General features: G+C 62.8%; 17 protein-coding genes. 13 read left to right on the forward strand and 4 right to left on the reverse strand.

Features of this window, described 5'->3' with window-relative positions; genetic code table 11:
- Nucleotides 1–16 precede the first annotated feature (16 nt).
- Nucleotides 17–526 (forward strand): pyridoxamine 5'-phosphate oxidase family protein, encoded by a 510-nt coding sequence (locus tag Q0K06_RS07965; RefSeq protein ID WP_294550879.1) that lies wholly within the window; start codon nucleotides 17–19, stop codon nucleotides 524–526.
- Between the two features lie 199 nt (nucleotides 527–725).
- On the opposite strand, the gene Q0K06_RS07970 is transcribed toward Q0K06_RS07965, so the two are convergent.
- The 3 genes from Q0K06_RS07970 to Q0K06_RS07980 all read right to left on the reverse strand — a co-directional run bounded on the left by Q0K06_RS07970 (nucleotide 726) and on the right by Q0K06_RS07980 (nucleotide 2,185).
- Entirely contained in the window at nucleotides 726–1,127 is a 402-nt protein-coding gene (locus tag Q0K06_RS07970) for a NifB/NifX family molybdenum-iron cluster-binding protein (RefSeq protein WP_294550880.1), read from the reverse strand.
- Nucleotides 1,124–1,486 carry a DUF134 domain-containing protein gene (locus tag Q0K06_RS07975; RefSeq protein WP_294550882.1) on the reverse strand — a complete coding sequence of 121 codons (363 nt, stop codon included), beginning with the start codon at nucleotides 1,484–1,486 and terminating at the stop codon, nucleotides 1,124–1,126. Before Q0K06_RS07975 ends, Q0K06_RS07970 begins: the two co-directional genes overlap by 4 nt.
- Before the next feature lie 66 nt (nucleotides 1,487–1,552).
- Nucleotides 1,553–2,185, reverse strand: coding sequence for a thiamine diphosphokinase (locus Q0K06_RS07980; RefSeq protein ID WP_294550884.1), 633 nt, complete (start codon nucleotides 2,183–2,185; stop codon nucleotides 1,553–1,555).
- 229 nt (nucleotides 2,186–2,414) lie between these two features.
- Here Q0K06_RS07980 and acpP point away from each other — a divergent pair, with 229 nt between their 5' ends.
- The 12 genes from acpP to Q0K06_RS08040 all read left to right on the forward strand — a co-directional run bounded on the left by acpP (nucleotide 2,415) and on the right by Q0K06_RS08040 (nucleotide 12,053).
- Entirely contained in the window at nucleotides 2,415–2,645 is a 231-nt protein-coding gene (acpP, locus tag Q0K06_RS07985; protein WP_294550886.1) for an acyl carrier protein, read from the forward strand.
- A gap of 10 nt (nucleotides 2,646–2,655) precedes the next feature.
- A complete protein-coding gene (accB, locus tag Q0K06_RS07990; protein ID WP_294550888.1) occupies nucleotides 2,656–3,081 on the forward strand; it encodes an acetyl-CoA carboxylase biotin carboxyl carrier protein in 426 nt (141 codons plus the stop codon).
- Nucleotides 3,082–3,084: 3 nt separating this feature from the next.
- Nucleotides 3,085–4,467, forward strand: a complete 1,383-nt coding sequence (accC, locus tag Q0K06_RS07995; RefSeq protein WP_294550890.1) for an acetyl-CoA carboxylase biotin carboxylase subunit — start codon at nucleotides 3,085–3,087, stop codon at nucleotides 4,465–4,467.
- On the forward strand, nucleotides 4,464–5,324 hold the full coding sequence (gene accD, locus Q0K06_RS08000) for an acetyl-CoA carboxylase, carboxyltransferase subunit beta (RefSeq protein ID WP_294550892.1): 861 nt from the start codon (nucleotides 4,464–4,466) through the stop codon (nucleotides 5,322–5,324). Before accC ends, accD begins: the two co-directional genes overlap by 4 nt.
- The gene (locus Q0K06_RS08005) at nucleotides 5,321–6,142 is read left to right on the forward strand and encodes an acetyl-CoA carboxylase carboxyltransferase subunit alpha (RefSeq protein ID WP_294550894.1); all 822 of its coding nucleotides are present in this window, start codon (nucleotides 5,321–5,323) and stop codon (nucleotides 6,140–6,142) included. Before accD ends, Q0K06_RS08005 begins: the two co-directional genes overlap by 4 nt.
- Nucleotides 6,139–7,098 carry a beta-ketoacyl-ACP synthase III gene (locus tag Q0K06_RS08010; RefSeq protein WP_294550896.1) on the forward strand — a complete coding sequence of 320 codons (960 nt, stop codon included), beginning with the start codon at nucleotides 6,139–6,141 and terminating at the stop codon, nucleotides 7,096–7,098. The genes Q0K06_RS08005 and Q0K06_RS08010 overlap by 4 nt, the downstream gene beginning before the upstream one ends.
- Before the next feature lie 37 nt (nucleotides 7,099–7,135).
- The gene (locus Q0K06_RS08015) at nucleotides 7,136–8,068 is read left to right on the forward strand and encodes a nitronate monooxygenase (RefSeq protein ID WP_294550898.1); all 933 of its coding nucleotides are present in this window, start codon (nucleotides 7,136–7,138) and stop codon (nucleotides 8,066–8,068) included.
- On the forward strand, nucleotides 8,065–9,003 hold the full coding sequence (gene fabD / locus Q0K06_RS08020; RefSeq protein ID WP_294550900.1) for an ACP S-malonyltransferase: 939 nt from the start codon (nucleotides 8,065–8,067) through the stop codon (nucleotides 9,001–9,003). Before Q0K06_RS08015 ends, fabD begins: the two co-directional genes overlap by 4 nt.
- Nucleotides 9,003–9,746, forward strand: a complete 744-nt coding sequence (gene fabG, locus Q0K06_RS08025; protein ID WP_294550903.1) for a 3-oxoacyl-[acyl-carrier-protein] reductase — start codon at nucleotides 9,003–9,005, stop codon at nucleotides 9,744–9,746. Before fabD ends, fabG begins: the two co-directional genes overlap by 1 nt.
- Before the next feature lie 40 nt (nucleotides 9,747–9,786).
- On the forward strand, nucleotides 9,787–11,031 hold the full coding sequence (gene fabF, locus Q0K06_RS08030) for a beta-ketoacyl-ACP synthase II (RefSeq protein WP_294550906.1): 1,245 nt from the start codon (nucleotides 9,787–9,789) through the stop codon (nucleotides 11,029–11,031).
- Complete coding sequence (fabZ, locus tag Q0K06_RS08035) at nucleotides 11,031–11,468, forward strand: 3-hydroxyacyl-ACP dehydratase FabZ (RefSeq protein ID WP_294550908.1); 438 nt, start codon at nucleotides 11,031–11,033, stop codon at nucleotides 11,466–11,468. The genes fabF and fabZ overlap by 1 nt, the downstream gene beginning before the upstream one ends.
- A 126-nt stretch (nucleotides 11,469–11,594) precedes the next feature.
- Nucleotides 11,595–12,053 (forward strand): MarR family transcriptional regulator, encoded by a 459-nt coding sequence (locus Q0K06_RS08040; RefSeq protein WP_294550916.1) that lies wholly within the window; start codon nucleotides 11,595–11,597, stop codon nucleotides 12,051–12,053.
- Between the two features lie 246 nt (nucleotides 12,054–12,299).
- On the opposite strand, the gene Q0K06_RS08045 is transcribed toward Q0K06_RS08040, so the two are convergent.
- Nucleotides 12,300–13,868 (reverse strand): recombinase family protein (locus Q0K06_RS08045; RefSeq protein ID WP_294550911.1); only part of this gene is annotated, 1,569 nt, incomplete at its 5' end.

Genomic DNA, 13,868 nt, shown 5'->3' on the forward strand with positions numbered 1-13,868 from the left:
ACAAGGAGGAGACGGTATGTTTCGGGAGATGAGAAGAAAGCGCCAAGCCCTGCCCCAAGAGGAAGTTTCTGCCGTGTTAGAGCGGGGGACCTCCGGCGTGCTGGCCCTGGCCGGTGAGGACGGGTACCCCTACGCGGTGCCTATCAGCTATGTGTACGACGGGGAGAAGTTCTATTTTCACTGCGCCAGGGCAGGCCACAAGCTGGACGCCATCCGGCGGGAACCGAAGGCCTCCTTCTGCGTGATTGATCAGGATCAAATCGTCCCGGCGGAGTACACTACCTATTTTCGCAGCGTCATTGCTTTCGGCAGGCTCCGCGTCCTGGAGGACGAGGGAGAAAAGCGGGCCGCCATTGAGAAGCTGGCGGCCAAGTACGCGCCGGACCAGCCTGTTGACGCCCGCGCCCAGGCCATTGACCGGGAATGGCTGCCTCTCTGTATGCTGGAGATGACAGTAGAGCATCTCACGGGAAAAGAGGCCATCGAGCTCGCCGGAAAAAGGCCGCAGCCTTATAAATCGGAATAAATTATCACCTGATATCAAAACCCGCCGGGGTTCTCTTTCATGGGGAGTAGGCCAGCGTTACACAAACGCTGGCCTTTTTTGTAAAAGAAAAAGCAACAGCATGACGCGAAAAGCGCCATGCTGTTGCCTATTTGATATTCTGAACCGCTTTTTCCAAGCCCGCCTAAAAGCAGTCCCCGGTCTCTTCTTCCGGTCCTGCTCAGCCGCCGCAGTGGCTGCCGCAGGCGTGGCTGTGGTCGTGACCGCGGCACTCATGGTGGCCATGGTCGTGGTGGTGGCAGGTGGGCTCCACATTGCGGGCCAGATTGCCGCCCAGCAGGGCCTCCACAGCCGCATCAGCATCGCCGGTCACACCGGCATAAAGGGTGATGCCCGCCTCATTCAGGGCGGCAATGGCGCCGCCGCCGATACCGCCGCAGATCAGGGTGTCCACGCCCAGGCCCTTCAGGAACCCGGCCAGAGCTCCGTGGCCGCTGCCGTTGGTGGGCTCCACGGCGGAAGAGATCACTGCGCCATTGTCCACGCTGTACACCTTAAACTGCTCGGTGTGTCCGAAGTGCTGAAAAATCTGTCCATTCTCGTAAGTGACTGCAATCTTCATCTGTCTTCTCCTCCAAAACACTGTTTTTTCCGGCAGCCGCCCCGGCGGTGGCAGCAGCCCGGCCCGTCACACAGGCGGTAATTCCCCCCGGCGATGACCAGCCGCTTTCCATTGACCAGAGCGTCGGCCAGCTTGCGGCGGGCGCTGTCGCAGATGCCGGTGACCGTGGTGCGGGCAATCTCCATCTGCTCCGCACAGGCCTCCTGAGTCAGCCCCTCCAGATCCAGCAGGCGGATGACTTCAAACTCGTCCACCGTCAGCACCACCGGCTCCTCCGGCCCGGGCCGCTCTCCCACCGGGGCAAAGCCCGCCCAGCCGGGCAGCTGGCACACCCTTCTGCACTTCTGAGGTCTGGGCATCTGTTCCCCCTCCGTTTCTGACTTATGTCAGTTATTATACTCTGTTTCTGACATATGTCAAGTATTTCAGAGACATATCTCCCGCCGCTCCCATACAACCAATAACGTCCCCTCTTCCACTGACACCCGGGAAGGGACGCCGGTGAACTCGTTGCTCACGCCCAGGGAAAAACCGTTGTCCAGCTCCGCGCCGGCGAGAGAATATTTCAGGCCCTCAATGGTCACGCCTCTCGCCCTGTCTGAGTGGGCAAACACCGAGATCATCCCCCGATTCTCCGGGCCGAATTCCAGCGCCCCGGCGGTGATGGCTGTGGCGGTCCAGTCCGGGCCGTACAGCCACCCCTGCTCCCCCCGTCGGGAGAGCCAGGCCAGCAGTTGGAGATTGGCCAGGGTGTGGTCAAACCGCCCGCCTGTTCCGCCGAAGATGTGGAATTGGCGGTAGCCCCGGTCCTGTCCCAGCCGGACGGCGGCCATAGTGTCGGTGTCATCCTTCATCCTGGGCAGGCGCACCAGCGGAGCCACGCCGGCGGGCTCCGCCATGGAGTCAAAGTCCCCTACCACCAGATCGGGTTCCAGTCCCTTGTCCTTCAGCCAGGCGTAGCCGCCGTCGGCGGCAATGAGCAGATCTCCCTGCTCCGGCACAGGCAGAATCTTGATCCGTTCGCCCGCACCGACAATATAGCAATTTCCACAAGTCATGGTCTTTTCCTCACTTTATGCTGCGATATCCGGGTTTTGCCCGGCTTTTTGTACGTTTGGCTTATGCTCTCTATCCTAACATACTCCGCCCCGGGGCGCAAGGCGCCCTATTTTTTGGTAAAAAAATACTTGACAGACAGAGGGCTTGTGGATAAAATAACGCTTAAATTATTTTACTTAAAAATTTTTAATTAAAATAATTGAATAAAATAATAAGGAGTACGCTATCATGACTTTCGAAGAAATGCGCGACATCATTGTGGAGACCCTGAGCTGTGATGCTGAGGACGTGACCATGGAGGCTTCTCTGGCTGAGGACCTGGGCGCCGACTCTCTGGCCGCTGTGGAGCTGTCCATGGCTCTGGAGGAGGCCTCCGGCGTGACCATCGAAGACGAGGACCTGCCCAACATGAAGACCGTGGGCGATCTGATGGCCTACATCGAGTCCCACAAGGCCTGAGGCACTGCCCATGAGCAATCAGGACGTGTTTGAGCTGATGGCCCGCTTCGAGGGCAGCACGGCCGTCAGCATGAAGTTCACCTGCAAGGACTTCTCCCTGGAGCTGAGCAAGGCGGCAGGCTCTGCCCCCGCCGCCGCGCCTGTGGCGGCGGCCCCCGCAGTCTCCGCCGCTCCTGCCGCGCCTGCGGAGGATGAGGGCAGCGTCATCACCGCTCCCCTGGTGGGTACTTACTATGCCTCCCCCTCTCCCGGCGCCGCCCCCTTTGTCTCTGTGGGCGATCAGGTGAAGAAGGGGCAGACGGTCTGCCTGATGGAGGCCATGAAGATGATGAATGAGGTCACCGCTCCCTGCGACTGCGTCATTGAGGCGCTGCTCCAGGAGGACGGCGCTCTGGTCTCCTTCGGCGCCCCCCTGCTGCGCTATAAGGCGGTCTGAGCCATGTTCAAGCGGATTTTGATTGCCAACCGGGGGGAGATTGCCCTCCGGGTCCTGCGGGCCTGCCGGGAAATGGACATCGATACCGTGGCGGTCTACTCTCAGGCCGACGCGGACGCCCTCCACGTCCAGTTTGCCGGCAGCGCCTACTGTGTCGGCCCGGCCAAGGCGGCCGACAGCTATCTGAACATGGGTGCCATTCTCACCGTGGCCAAAGCCGCGGGCTGCGACGCCATCCATCCGGGCTACGGCTTCCTGTCGGAGAACGACGCCTTTGCCGACGCCTGCCAGGAGGAGGGCATCACCTTTATCGGCCCCTCCGGCGACGTGATCCGGGCCATGGGCAACAAGGCCTCCGCCCGGGCGCTGATGCAGAAGGCGGGTGTGCCCGTGGTGCCTGGCTCCGACGGCCCGGTGCCCGACGCCCAGACCGCCAAGGCTGTGGCCGATTCCATCGGCTATCCGGTGCTCATCAAGGCCTCCGCCGGCGGCGGCGGCCGGGGCATGCGCCGGGTGTACGACCCGGAGAGCTTTATCTCCCTCTTTGAGGAGGCCCGGGCCGAGTCGATGGCCTGCTTCGGCAGCGGCGAAATGTACCTGGAGAAGCTGATTCTGGATCCCCGGCACATTGAGTTCCAGATTCTGGCCGACCGCCACGGCAACGTCATTCACCTGGGGGATCGGGACTGCTCCATCCAGCGCCGCAATCAGAAGATGCTGGAGGAGGCTCCCTCCAAGGCCCTCACCCCCGAACTGCGGGAGCAGATGGGCGCCGCCGCCGTGGCCGCCGCCAAAGCGGCGGGCTATGAGAACGCCGGCACCATCGAGTTCGTGCTGGACAGCGAGGGTCACTTCTACTTCATTGAGATGAACACCCGGATTCAGGTGGAACACCCCATCACTGAGATGGTCACCGGCACCGACCTGGTGCGGGAGCAGATCCGCATCGCCGCGGGCCTGCCTTTGTCCCTGACTCAGGAGGACGTAAAGCTCCAGGGCCACGCCATTGAGTGCCGCATCAACGCTGAGGACCCGGCCAACGGCTTCCGCCCCTGTCCGGGCAAGACGGAGTTTCTTCACCTCCCCGGCGGCTGCGGCGTGCGGGTAGACTCCGCCCTGTACACTGGCTATGAGCTCTCCCCCTTCTACGACTCCCTGGCCGCCAAAATCATCGTCCACGCCCCCACCCGGCTGGAAGCCATCCGCCGGATGCGCCGGGCCCTGGAGGAACTGATTGTGGAGGGGTACGCCACCAACGCCGAGCTGCTCCACCAGATTCTGTACCACCCGGACTTTGTCCGCGGAAGCTGCACCACCGGTTTCCTGGACCGTGAGCTGAAAGCGCTCCTGTCCTGGAGCCGCTGCGGAAGCGAGGAGAAGCAATGAGCAACGTATTTACCCGCCGCCGCGAAAAGCTGCTGGCGCTCAAGAGCCTGCGCAGCGGCGGCCCCCGCTCCGCCCCCGCCCCGGCCTGCCCCGCCTGCGGGGCCGAGGTGCCCAGGGGCGAGCTGCACAAGAACCTCTATGTCTGCCCCCGCTGCGGCCATCACCACGCCGTCAGCGCCTACTACCGGCTCAGCCTCGTCCTGGACCCGGGCACCTTCCGGGAACTGGACGAGCGGCTGGCCTCCGCCGACCCCCTGGCCTTCCCCGGCTATGCCGGGAAGCTGGCCGACGCGGGGCGGCGCACCGGCCTGAGTGAGGCCGTGGTCACCGCCACGGGCCGCATCGAGGGCCGCAGGACGGCTGTCGGCGTGCTGGACAGCCGCTTTTTCATGGGCAGCATGAGCGCCGCCGTGGGGGAGAAGATCACCCGCCTGGTGGAGTACGCCGAGAAGAACCGCCTGCCCCTCATCCTGTTCTCCGCCAGCGGCGGAGCCCGGATGCAGGAGGGCATCCTCTCCCTGATGCAGATGGCCAAGACCGCCGCCGCCCTGGAGCACTTCTCCGCCGCCGGCGGGCTGTACATCTCGGTCTTTACCCACCCCACCACCGGCGGCGTCACCGCCAGCTTTGCCAGCCTGGGCGACTATATGCTGGCCGAGCCGGAGGCTCTGGTGGGCTTTGCCGGCCCCCGGGTGGTGGAGCAGACCATCGGCCAGCCGGTGCCCGAGGGCTTCCAGAGCGCCGAGTACCAGCTTGACCACGGCTTCCTGGACGCGGTGGTGCCCCGCAGGGAGCTGCGCGCCACGCTGAGCCGCCTGCTGCGGCTCCATGATCCGAAGGGAGGCCGCGACCGATGAATCAGACCCTTACCCCCGTCCAGCGGGTGGCCCTGGCCCGGAACCCCCAGCGGCCGGGCACGGCGGACTTTATCTCCGCCCTCTTTACCGACTTCTTTGAGCTGCGGGGCGACCGCCACTTCGGCGAAGACCCCAGCATTCTGGGCGGCGTAGCTCTCTACCACGGCCAGCCCGTTACCGTCATCGGCCACCGGAAGGGCCGCACTCTGGAGGAGAACCTGAAGTTCAACTTCGGCATGCCCAGCCCCGAGGGGTACCGGAAGGCCCAGCGGCTGATGGAGCAGGCGGAGAAGTTCCGCCGCCCCGTCATCACCTTTATCGACACTCCCGGCGCCTACCCCGGCCTGGAGGCCGAGGCCAGAGGCCAGGGCGAGGCCATTGCCAGATGTCTGTCCATTCTCTCCGCCCTGACGGTGCCCGTCATCTCGGTGGTCACCGGCGAAGGCGGCAGCGGCGGCGCCCTGGCGCTGGGCGTGGGCAACAGCGTGCTCATGCTGGAGAACGCGGTGTATTCCGTCCTCTCACCCGAGGGGTTCGCCGCTATTTTGTGGAAGGACGCCTCCCGCAGCAATGAGGCCTGCGACGTGATGAAGCTCACCGCCGCCGACCTGCTGGAGCTGGGCGTTATTGATGAGATTATTCCTGAGCCCGAGGGCGGAGCCCACACCGCCCCCGGCGCCGTGTTCACCGCCGTGGACGACGCCATCAGCCGGAGTCTGGCGCCCCTGCTCAAGCTGAGCGGCTCCGCTCTGGCCCGGCAGCGCTACAAAAAATTCCGTGCCATGGGAAATCAGGCCATAAGGAGGGATCGGGGATGAACGGTATCAAGCTCTGCGGCACCGGCGCCGCAGCCCCGGCCAAGATTGTTACCAACGACGACATGGCCGCCATGGTGGAGACCAGCGACGAGTGGATTACCACCCGCACCGGCATCAAGGAGCGGCACTACTGCACCGATGAGACCCAGCTCTCTCTCTGCATGGACGCCGCCCGCCAGGCCATAGACCGGGCCGGCATCTCTCCCGCCGACCTGGGGGTGTGCCTGGTGGCCACCATCTCCCCCGACTTTATTACCCCTTCCGTCTCCTGCCTGCTCCAGCATGAGCTGGGCCTGCCCGAGGACTGTCTGTGCATGGACCTGAACGCGGCCTGCTCCGGCTTCCTCTATGGGCTGCATACCGCCCAGTGCCTGCTGGATACCTGTCCCAGAAAGTATGGCCTGGTGGTGGGCGGCGAGGCCTTTACCCGCCTGGTGGACTTCACCGACCGCACCACCTGCATCCTCTTTGGCGACGGCGCAGGCGCCGCTGTGGTCCGGTCCGGGCCTGACTGTCCTGTGCTCCACACCGTGGTGGGAGCCCGGGGGGACGAGAAGGTCCTCTACATCCCCGGCGCGGGCACCGGCGTTCCTCCGTATATCCATATGGAAGGCACCGCCGTGTTCAAATTCGCGGTGGAGACCGTGCCCAAGTGCATTACCCAGGTGCTGGAACAGGCCCACATGACCGCCGAGGACATCGACCTGTTTGTGCTCCACCAGGCCAATGAACGCATCATCGACCGGGTGGTAAAGAACCTGCACCTTCCCCCGGAGAAGTGCCCCAAGAACATCGCCAAATACGGCAACACCTCCGCCGCCAGCATCCCGCTGCTGCTCCATGAGCTGTGCGCCTCGGGCGCCCTCAAGCCCGGCATGCGGGCTCTTCTCTCCGGTTTCGGCGGCGGCCTGACCTGGGGCGGCGCCATTCTGGAGCTGGACGGGGAAGCACACTAAAAAATCTGAACGCGCCGGCAGGCGCATGGAGGTCTCTATGAAACTCAACGAGCTGCTGGGAACAGAGTTCCCCTTTATTCAGGGCGGCATGGCCAACATCGCCACCGGCGAGTTTGCCGCCGCTGTATCCAACGCCGGCGCCCTTGGCCTTATCGGCTCCGGCGGTATGAATGCCGACAGCCTGCGGGAGAACATCCGCCGCTGCAGGTCCCTCACCGATAAACCCTTTGGCGTCAACCTGATGCTGATGAACCCCGCCGTGGACGAGATGGCCAAGGTGGTCATCGAGGAGGGCGTGAAGGTCGTCACCACCGGCGCAGGCAACCCGGGCAAGTATATCCCCGCCTGGAAAGAGGCCGGCATCAAGGTTTTCCCCGTGGTGGCTGCCGCCGTGCTGGCCAAGCGCCTCACCCGGTACGGCATTGACGGCGTCATCGCCGAGGGCACCGAGAGCGGCGGCCATGTGGGCGAGATGACCACGATGGCCCTGGTGCCCCAGGTGGTGGACGCGGTGGACGTGCCCGTCATCGCCGCCGGCGGCATCGCCAGCGGCCGCCAGCTGGCCGCCGCCTACGCCCTGGGCGCCTGCGGCGTCCAGATCGGCACCTGCCTGCTGGTCAGCGAGGAGTGCCCCATCCACCCCAACTACAAGCAGGCCCTGCTCAAGGCCAGCGACACCGACACCATTGTCACCGGCCGCACCACCGGCGCTCCCGTGCGGGTGCTCAAGAACAAGATGGCTAAGGAGTACATCCGCATGGAGAAGGAAAACATCCCTCTGGCTGAGCGGGAAAAGCTGACTCTGGGCTCCCTGCGCCGGGCCGTCTTTGATGGCGACACCGAGATGGGCAGCCTGATGGCGGGCCAGGTGGCCGGCCAGCTCCACGAGATCCGTCCCGTGCGGGCCATTCTGGAGGAGCTGTACGCTGACTACCAGAAGTGCGTGAAAGGTCTGGTGAACGACCTGTGAGCCTGGCCTTTCTGTATGCCGGACAGGGCAGCCAGCACCCCGGCATGGGCGCTGACCTGTATGAAGCCTATCCCGCCTTCCGCGCCGTGCTGGACAGCGCGGCGGAGCAGGTGGACTTTGACCTGAAGGAGGTCTCCTTCACTGACGCGGGCGGCGTCCTCAACCAGACCGCCTACACCCAGCCCGCCATGGTGGCCTTTGCCGCCGGCGTTACCGCCCTGCTCTATGAGCGGGGCATCGAGCCTGACTACGCCGCCGGCCTGAGTCTGGGCGAGTACTCCGCTCTCCACGCCGCCGGTGTGTTCTCCGCTCCTGAGGCGGTGTCTCTGGTGGCCTTCCGGGGCAAGGCCATGACCCAGGCCGCCCAGGGCATGGACTGCGCCATGATGGCCGTGCTGGGCCTGGATGTGGCCGCCCTCCAGTCCGCCTGCGACCAGGCCTCCGGCCTTGGCGTGGTGGAGATTGCCAACTACAACTGCCCCGGCCAGCTGGTCATCGGCGGCGAAAAGGCCGCCGTGGAGAAGGCCGCCGCCCTGGCCAAGGAGCTGGGCGCCAAGCGGGCCCTTCCTCTGAAGGTCAGCGGTCCCTTCCACACCTCTCTCCTCAAGCCCGCCGGGGACGCCCTGGCCGAGCGGTTCCGCACTGTGGAATTCGCCCCCATGGCCTTCCCCGTGCTTTTCAACTGCCTGGGCCATGAGATGGGCGAGGGCGACACCATTCCCGCCCTGCTGGAGCGGCAGGTCCAGTCCTCCGTCCGCATGGAGGACACCATCCGCCGCATGGAGGCCCTGGGTGTGGATACCATTGTGGAGATTGGCCCCGGCAAGGTGCTCTCCGGCTTTGTCCGCAAGACCTGCCCCGCCATCCGCACCTTTGCCGTGGAGACCTGCGCCGACCTGGACGCTCTCACTGCGGCCCTGAAAGGAGAATCCTGATGAGCCTCACCGGAAAAACCGCCATCGTCACCGGCGGCAGCCGGGGCATCGGCAAAGCCGTATGCCTGGAGCTGGCCCGCCGTGGCTGCAATATCGTCCTGTCCTTTGCCGGCAACACCGCCGCCGCCGACCAGACTGCGGCTGAGTGCCAGGCTCTGGGCGTCCAGGCCTTGGCTGTCCAGAGCAATGTGGCCGACGCCAGTGCCGTCAAGGCCCTGTTTGACGCCGCCCTGAAGCAGTTCGGCGCCATTGATATTCTGGTCAACAACGCCGGGATCGCCCGGGACAACCTGCTCATGCTCCTCAAGGAGGAGGACTTCGACGCTGTGGTGGACACCAATCTGAAGGGCACCTTTCTCTGTATGAAGGCCGCCGTCCGCCCCATGATGAAGCAGCGCCATGGCCGCATCATCTCCCTGAGTTCTGTGGTGGGCCTGCACGGCAACGCCGGTCAGGTGAACTACGCCGCCAGTAAGGCGGGCGTCATTGGCATGACCAAGTCCCTTGCCAAAGAGCTGGCTGGACGGAACATCACGGTCAACGCCGTGGCCCCCGGCTTTATCGACACCGATATGACCGCCGTGCTCCCTGACAAGGCCAAGGAGGCCATTCTCTCCTCCATCCCCATGGCCCGACTGGGCGCAGCGGAGGACGTGGCCAACGCCGTGGCCTTCCTGGCTTCGGATGAGGCCGGTTACATCACCGGCCAGGTACTGGCGGTGGACGGCGGCATGTCCATGTGACACCGACGAGTGCTGTGCTGTGTTGAAAATGGAGGTTATTATGGAAAAACGCCGAGTGGTCATCACCGGCCTGGGGGCCGTCACCCCCATCGGGCACACCGTGCCCGAGAGCTGGGCTGCCGTCCGCGCGGGCAAGTGCGGCGTAGCCCCTATCACCCGTTACAACCCCGAGAATCAGAAGGTAAAGCTGGCGGCCGAGGTCAAGGATTGGAATCCTGAGTCCGTTCTGGATAAGAAGGAGGCCAAGCGGATGGCCCGGTACACTCAGCTGGCCATGGCCGCCGCCAAGGAGGCCGTAGCCGACAGCGGCCTGGACCTGGCCTCTGACGATCCCTGCCGCCGTGGCGTCATCGTCTCCAGCGGCATCGGAGGACTGGACGTCCACGAGTCCGAGCACACCAAGGGTCTGGAGAAGGGCTTTGACCGGGTCTCCCCCTTCTATATTCCCATGGCCATCTCCAATATGGCTGCCGGTCTCATCGCCATTGCCCACAACTGCAAGGGCATGTGCACCTGCCCCGTCACCGCCTGCGCCGGCGGCACCAATGCCGTGGGCGACGCCTTTCACTACATCCGGGACGGCTATACCGACGTGATGATCTGCGGCGGCACCGAGGCTGCCGTCACTCCCCTGGCCATCGGCGGCTTTACGTCCATGAAGGCCCTCTCCACCGTCACCGACCCGTCCCGTGCCTCCATTCCCTTTGACGCGGAGCGCAGCGGCTTTGTCATGGGCGAGGGAGCCGGTATTCTGGTACTGGAGGAGTACTCCCACGCCGCCGCCCGGGGCGCCAAGATCTACGCCGAGCTGGTGGGCTACGGCGCCACCTGCGACGCCTACCACATGACCGCCCCTGCCGAGGGCGGCGAGGGCGGCGCCCGGGCCATGGCCATCGCCCTGGCTGACGGCGGCGTATCCCCTGACGAGGTGAACTACATCAACGCCCACGGCACCTCCACTCACCTGAACGACAGCGGCGAAACCGCCGCCGTCAAGACTGTGTTCGGCGCCCATGCCAAGGAGCTGATGATGAGCTCCACCAAGTCCATGACCGGCCACATGCTGGGTGCGGCAGGAGGCGTGGAGGCTATCTTCACCGCCCTGGCCCTGAAGGAGGGCTTTGTCCCCGCCACAATCAACTACCAGGTTCCCGACCCGGAGTGCGATTTGGACGTGGTGCCCAACGAAGGCCGGGAAGCCGCCCTGCGGTACGCCATGTCCAACTCTCTGGGTTTCGGCGGCCACAACGCCAGCATCCTGCTGAAAAGATGGGAGGAAGCATAATGCAGCTCAATTCCAATCAGATCGCTGAGATTCTGCCCCACCGCTACCCCTTCGCCCTGGTGGACCGCATCACCGACGGCGAGGAAGGCAAGTGGGTTCAGGGCATCAAGTGCGTGTCCGCCAACGAGCAGTTCTTCTGCGGCCATTTTCCCCAGAAGCACATCATGCCCGGTGTGCTTATCATCGAGGCCATGGCCCAGGTGGGAGCGGTAGCTCTTCTGTCCGTACCGGAGAATCGGGGCAAGCTGGCCCTGTTCGGCGGCATTAAGAACGCCCGCTTCAAGCGCCAGGTGGTGCCCGGGGACGTGCTGGAGCTCAAGTGCACTCTGACCAAGCGGAAGGGCCCCGTAGGCATCGGCGAGGCCGTGGCTACTGTCAACGGCGAGATCGCCGCTACGGCGGAACTCATCTTCGCCATTGCTGATGCTGAGAAGTAAATTTGCTCTTTCCGCCCCGTTTTGATACAATAATGTCCGGATATGCCCCCTATACGGTCTTTTCCTGACACAGAAGTGAAGTTTTGTCCGGCTGCGGCCGGGTTCTGTCCGATGGAGGCGGAAATGATGCTGGAACAACGGTTTCAGGACGTGTATACAAAATTTAAGCTGCATTTCTATCGCGAAATTTTTGAGCGCTTTCAGAGCCGGGAGGCCAGCCTCACCACGGTGGAGACCTTCTGCATGGAGGCCATTCAGGCTTTGCGCCTGCCTACCATCAATGAGTTTGCCTCATTTATGAAGATCTCCCCTCCAAACGCTGCCTACAAGGTCAACAGTCTGATTAAAAAAGGCTATGTGGAGAAAATCCAGTCTGAGCACGATAAGCGGGAATACCATCTGCGCCCCACTCAGAAGTATATCGACTACTATAATATCAGCAATACCTACGTGCACAAGGTAATGGACCGTATTGCGGAGCGCTTCTCCCCCGCCGACTGCGCCAAACTGGAGGAGATGCTGGCCATTGTCAGTGACGAGCTGATGCCGGAAATTCCCCTCCCCGCCCCCGAGGCCCAGTGCTAATCTGTTTCTGCACCAGGTGCCCGTGAGCGCTTTCAAGTCAAGAAAAATTTTAAGATGCCATCAAGGTCCGCTCTGCCTGTGCAGAACGGACCTTGATTTTTTCCTTTTATATTTTCATCTGCTTTTCTTGCTTCTTTTTTCCTTGACCGGCGCCTCCTCCATGGCCTGTTCCAGTTTTTGCAGCGCCTTCTTCTCAATGCGGGATACATAGCGACTCGGCTATTGTAAACGATTGGCTCCGGAAAATCACGCCGTCTCAAACGGCGCAATCCCTTGCAGTGTCTGGCTTTCTGCCGTTTCATCCAGCTGGGCGAAACGGAATTTGATGATGACTTCCTTGCCCTCGGTCAGCTCCACTCTTTCGATGAGGCTGACCAGCAGTTCCCGGCTCTCCCCCGCTGTATCGATGAACCTCTGCACCAGTTCCCTGGCCCTGTCCTCACTGCGGACGGGGCTTTTTTTCTGAAACTCCAGGGCCTGTCGTTTTTCCTCCAGCTGCTCTCGCTCCAGTTTGATCCGGCCGAAGATGCGCTGGAAGTCCGCCTCCGGCAGCAACCCGCTGAGCCGGTCCGTGTACATGCGGTCCAGGTTGGCGGTGAGGCTGTCGATCTTGGACTGGAGTGTATGGAGTTCTGTCTCCAAGCCGCTCTGTTTCCCGGCGTTCTCTACGGCCTCCCGAGCCACAGGCAGCAGTTCGTCCGGGTTTAGGTAGGCCTGGCAGACCTCCCGTACCTTGGCGACCACCGCGTCAGTCACCGTTTTTTCCTTGATGGAGTGGCAGGTGCAGACGCCCGCTTTGGTAAAACGCTGGTAGGTACGGCAGACAAAGTACAGCACATCCTCTCCCCTGGCGTTTTTTCGGTTGAGCACCGCCAGAGGGTATCCGCACTCGTGGCAGAAGATCAGCCCTTTCAGCAGAAAGTCATAGGTTCGGCTCCGGGTGTGCTTTCGGCTGTTGACCAGCATCCTCACCTTGCGGAAAGTCTCCGCGTCCACCAGAGGCTCGTGCGTGCCCTCCACCACTACCCAGTTGGCCGGGTTCTGCCTCAGGCACTTTTTTGACTTGTAACTGATCTTCACACTGCGCCCCTGAACCATGTTGCCGATGTAAGTCTCGTTTTGCAGCATATCGGAGATCCGCTCGCTGCTCCACAGGCCGGTATAGGGACCAGGCCGTGCCACTGTGAGGTTTGCGTAGGTGGCCGGGGTGGGCACTCCCTCCTGGTTGAGGAGGGTTGCAATGTTCCGGCAGCTCATGCCGGAGAGAGCCAAGGCGAAGATCCGTCGGACAACAGGCGCCACTTCCTCGTCAATGACGATCTTGTTTTTCTCCGCGGGGTGCATCTTGTAGCCGTATACTGGCTTGCCGCCAATAAACTGCCCTTTCCGCTGCTTATCCCGCTTGACGCTCTTGATCTTTTTGGAGATGTCCTTGGCGTACATGTCGTTCATGATAGCCCGGAACGGCGTGATGTCGTTGGCGGTGGAGTCCACACCGGTGTCGATACCGTCCAACAGGGAGATGTACCGCACCCGGTGCTCCGGGAAGTACCTCTCCATGTAGTGGCCGGTCATGATGTAGTCGCGCCCCAGACGGGAGAGATCTTTTGTAATGACCATGTTTACCTTCTTGGCCTCGATGTCAGCAATCATCCGCTGAAAGCTTGGGCGGTCAAAATTTGTGCCGCTCCAGCCGTCGTCTACATAGGTATCGTAGACGCTCAGCCGGTGCTGCTGCACAAACTCCCGCAGCAGGGATTCCTGGTTCTGGACGCTCTGGGATGGTCCCTCGCTCTCATCCTCCTTTGATAGTCT

This window comes from uncultured Pseudoflavonifractor sp. (assembly GCF_944387805.1).
Classification (GTDB): Bacteria; Bacillota; Clostridia; order Oscillospirales; family Oscillospiraceae; genus Pseudoflavonifractor.

Bases quoted from the DNA above. Each gene is read 5' to 3' on its own strand.
- Q0K06_RS08010 (WP_294550896.1), top strand. From the start codon at position 6,139: ATGAACGGTATCAAGCTCTGCGGCACCGGCGCCGCAGCCCCGGCCAAG.
- Q0K06_RS07970 (WP_294550880.1), bottom strand. From the start codon at position 1,127: ATGAAGATTGCAGTCACTTACGAGAATGGACAGATTTTTCAGCACTTC.
- Q0K06_RS07980 (WP_294550884.1), bottom strand. From the start codon at position 2,185: ATGACTTGTGGAAATTGCTATATTGTCGGTGCGGGCGAACGGATCAAG.
- Q0K06_RS07965 (WP_294550879.1), top strand. From the start codon at position 17: ATGTTTCGGGAGATGAGAAGAAAGCGCCAAGCCCTGCCCCAAGAGGAA.
- fabF (WP_294550906.1), top strand. From the start codon at position 9,787: ATGGAAAAACGCCGAGTGGTCATCACCGGCCTGGGGGCCGTCACCCCC.
- Q0K06_RS08040 (WP_294550916.1), top strand. From the start codon at position 11,595: ATGCTGGAACAACGGTTTCAGGACGTGTATACAAAATTTAAGCTGCAT.
- accC (WP_294550890.1), top strand. From the start codon at position 3,085: ATGTTCAAGCGGATTTTGATTGCCAACCGGGGGGAGATTGCCCTCCGG.
- fabG (WP_294550903.1), top strand. From the start codon at position 9,003: ATGAGCCTCACCGGAAAAACCGCCATCGTCACCGGCGGCAGCCGGGGC.
- acpP (WP_294550886.1), top strand. From the start codon at position 2,415: ATGACTTTCGAAGAAATGCGCGACATCATTGTGGAGACCCTGAGCTGT.
- accB (WP_294550888.1), top strand. From the start codon at position 2,656: ATGAGCAATCAGGACGTGTTTGAGCTGATGGCCCGCTTCGAGGGCAGC.
- Q0K06_RS08005 (WP_294550894.1), top strand. From the start codon at position 5,321: ATGAATCAGACCCTTACCCCCGTCCAGCGGGTGGCCCTGGCCCGGAAC.
- Q0K06_RS08015 (WP_294550898.1), top strand. From the start codon at position 7,136: ATGAAACTCAACGAGCTGCTGGGAACAGAGTTCCCCTTTATTCAGGGC.
- fabZ (WP_294550908.1), top strand. From the start codon at position 11,031: ATGCAGCTCAATTCCAATCAGATCGCTGAGATTCTGCCCCACCGCTAC.
- accD (WP_294550892.1), top strand. From the start codon at position 4,464: ATGAGCAACGTATTTACCCGCCGCCGCGAAAAGCTGCTGGCGCTCAAG.
- Q0K06_RS07975 (WP_294550882.1), bottom strand. From the start codon at position 1,486: ATGCCCAGACCTCAGAAGTGCAGAAGGGTGTGCCAGCTGCCCGGCTGG.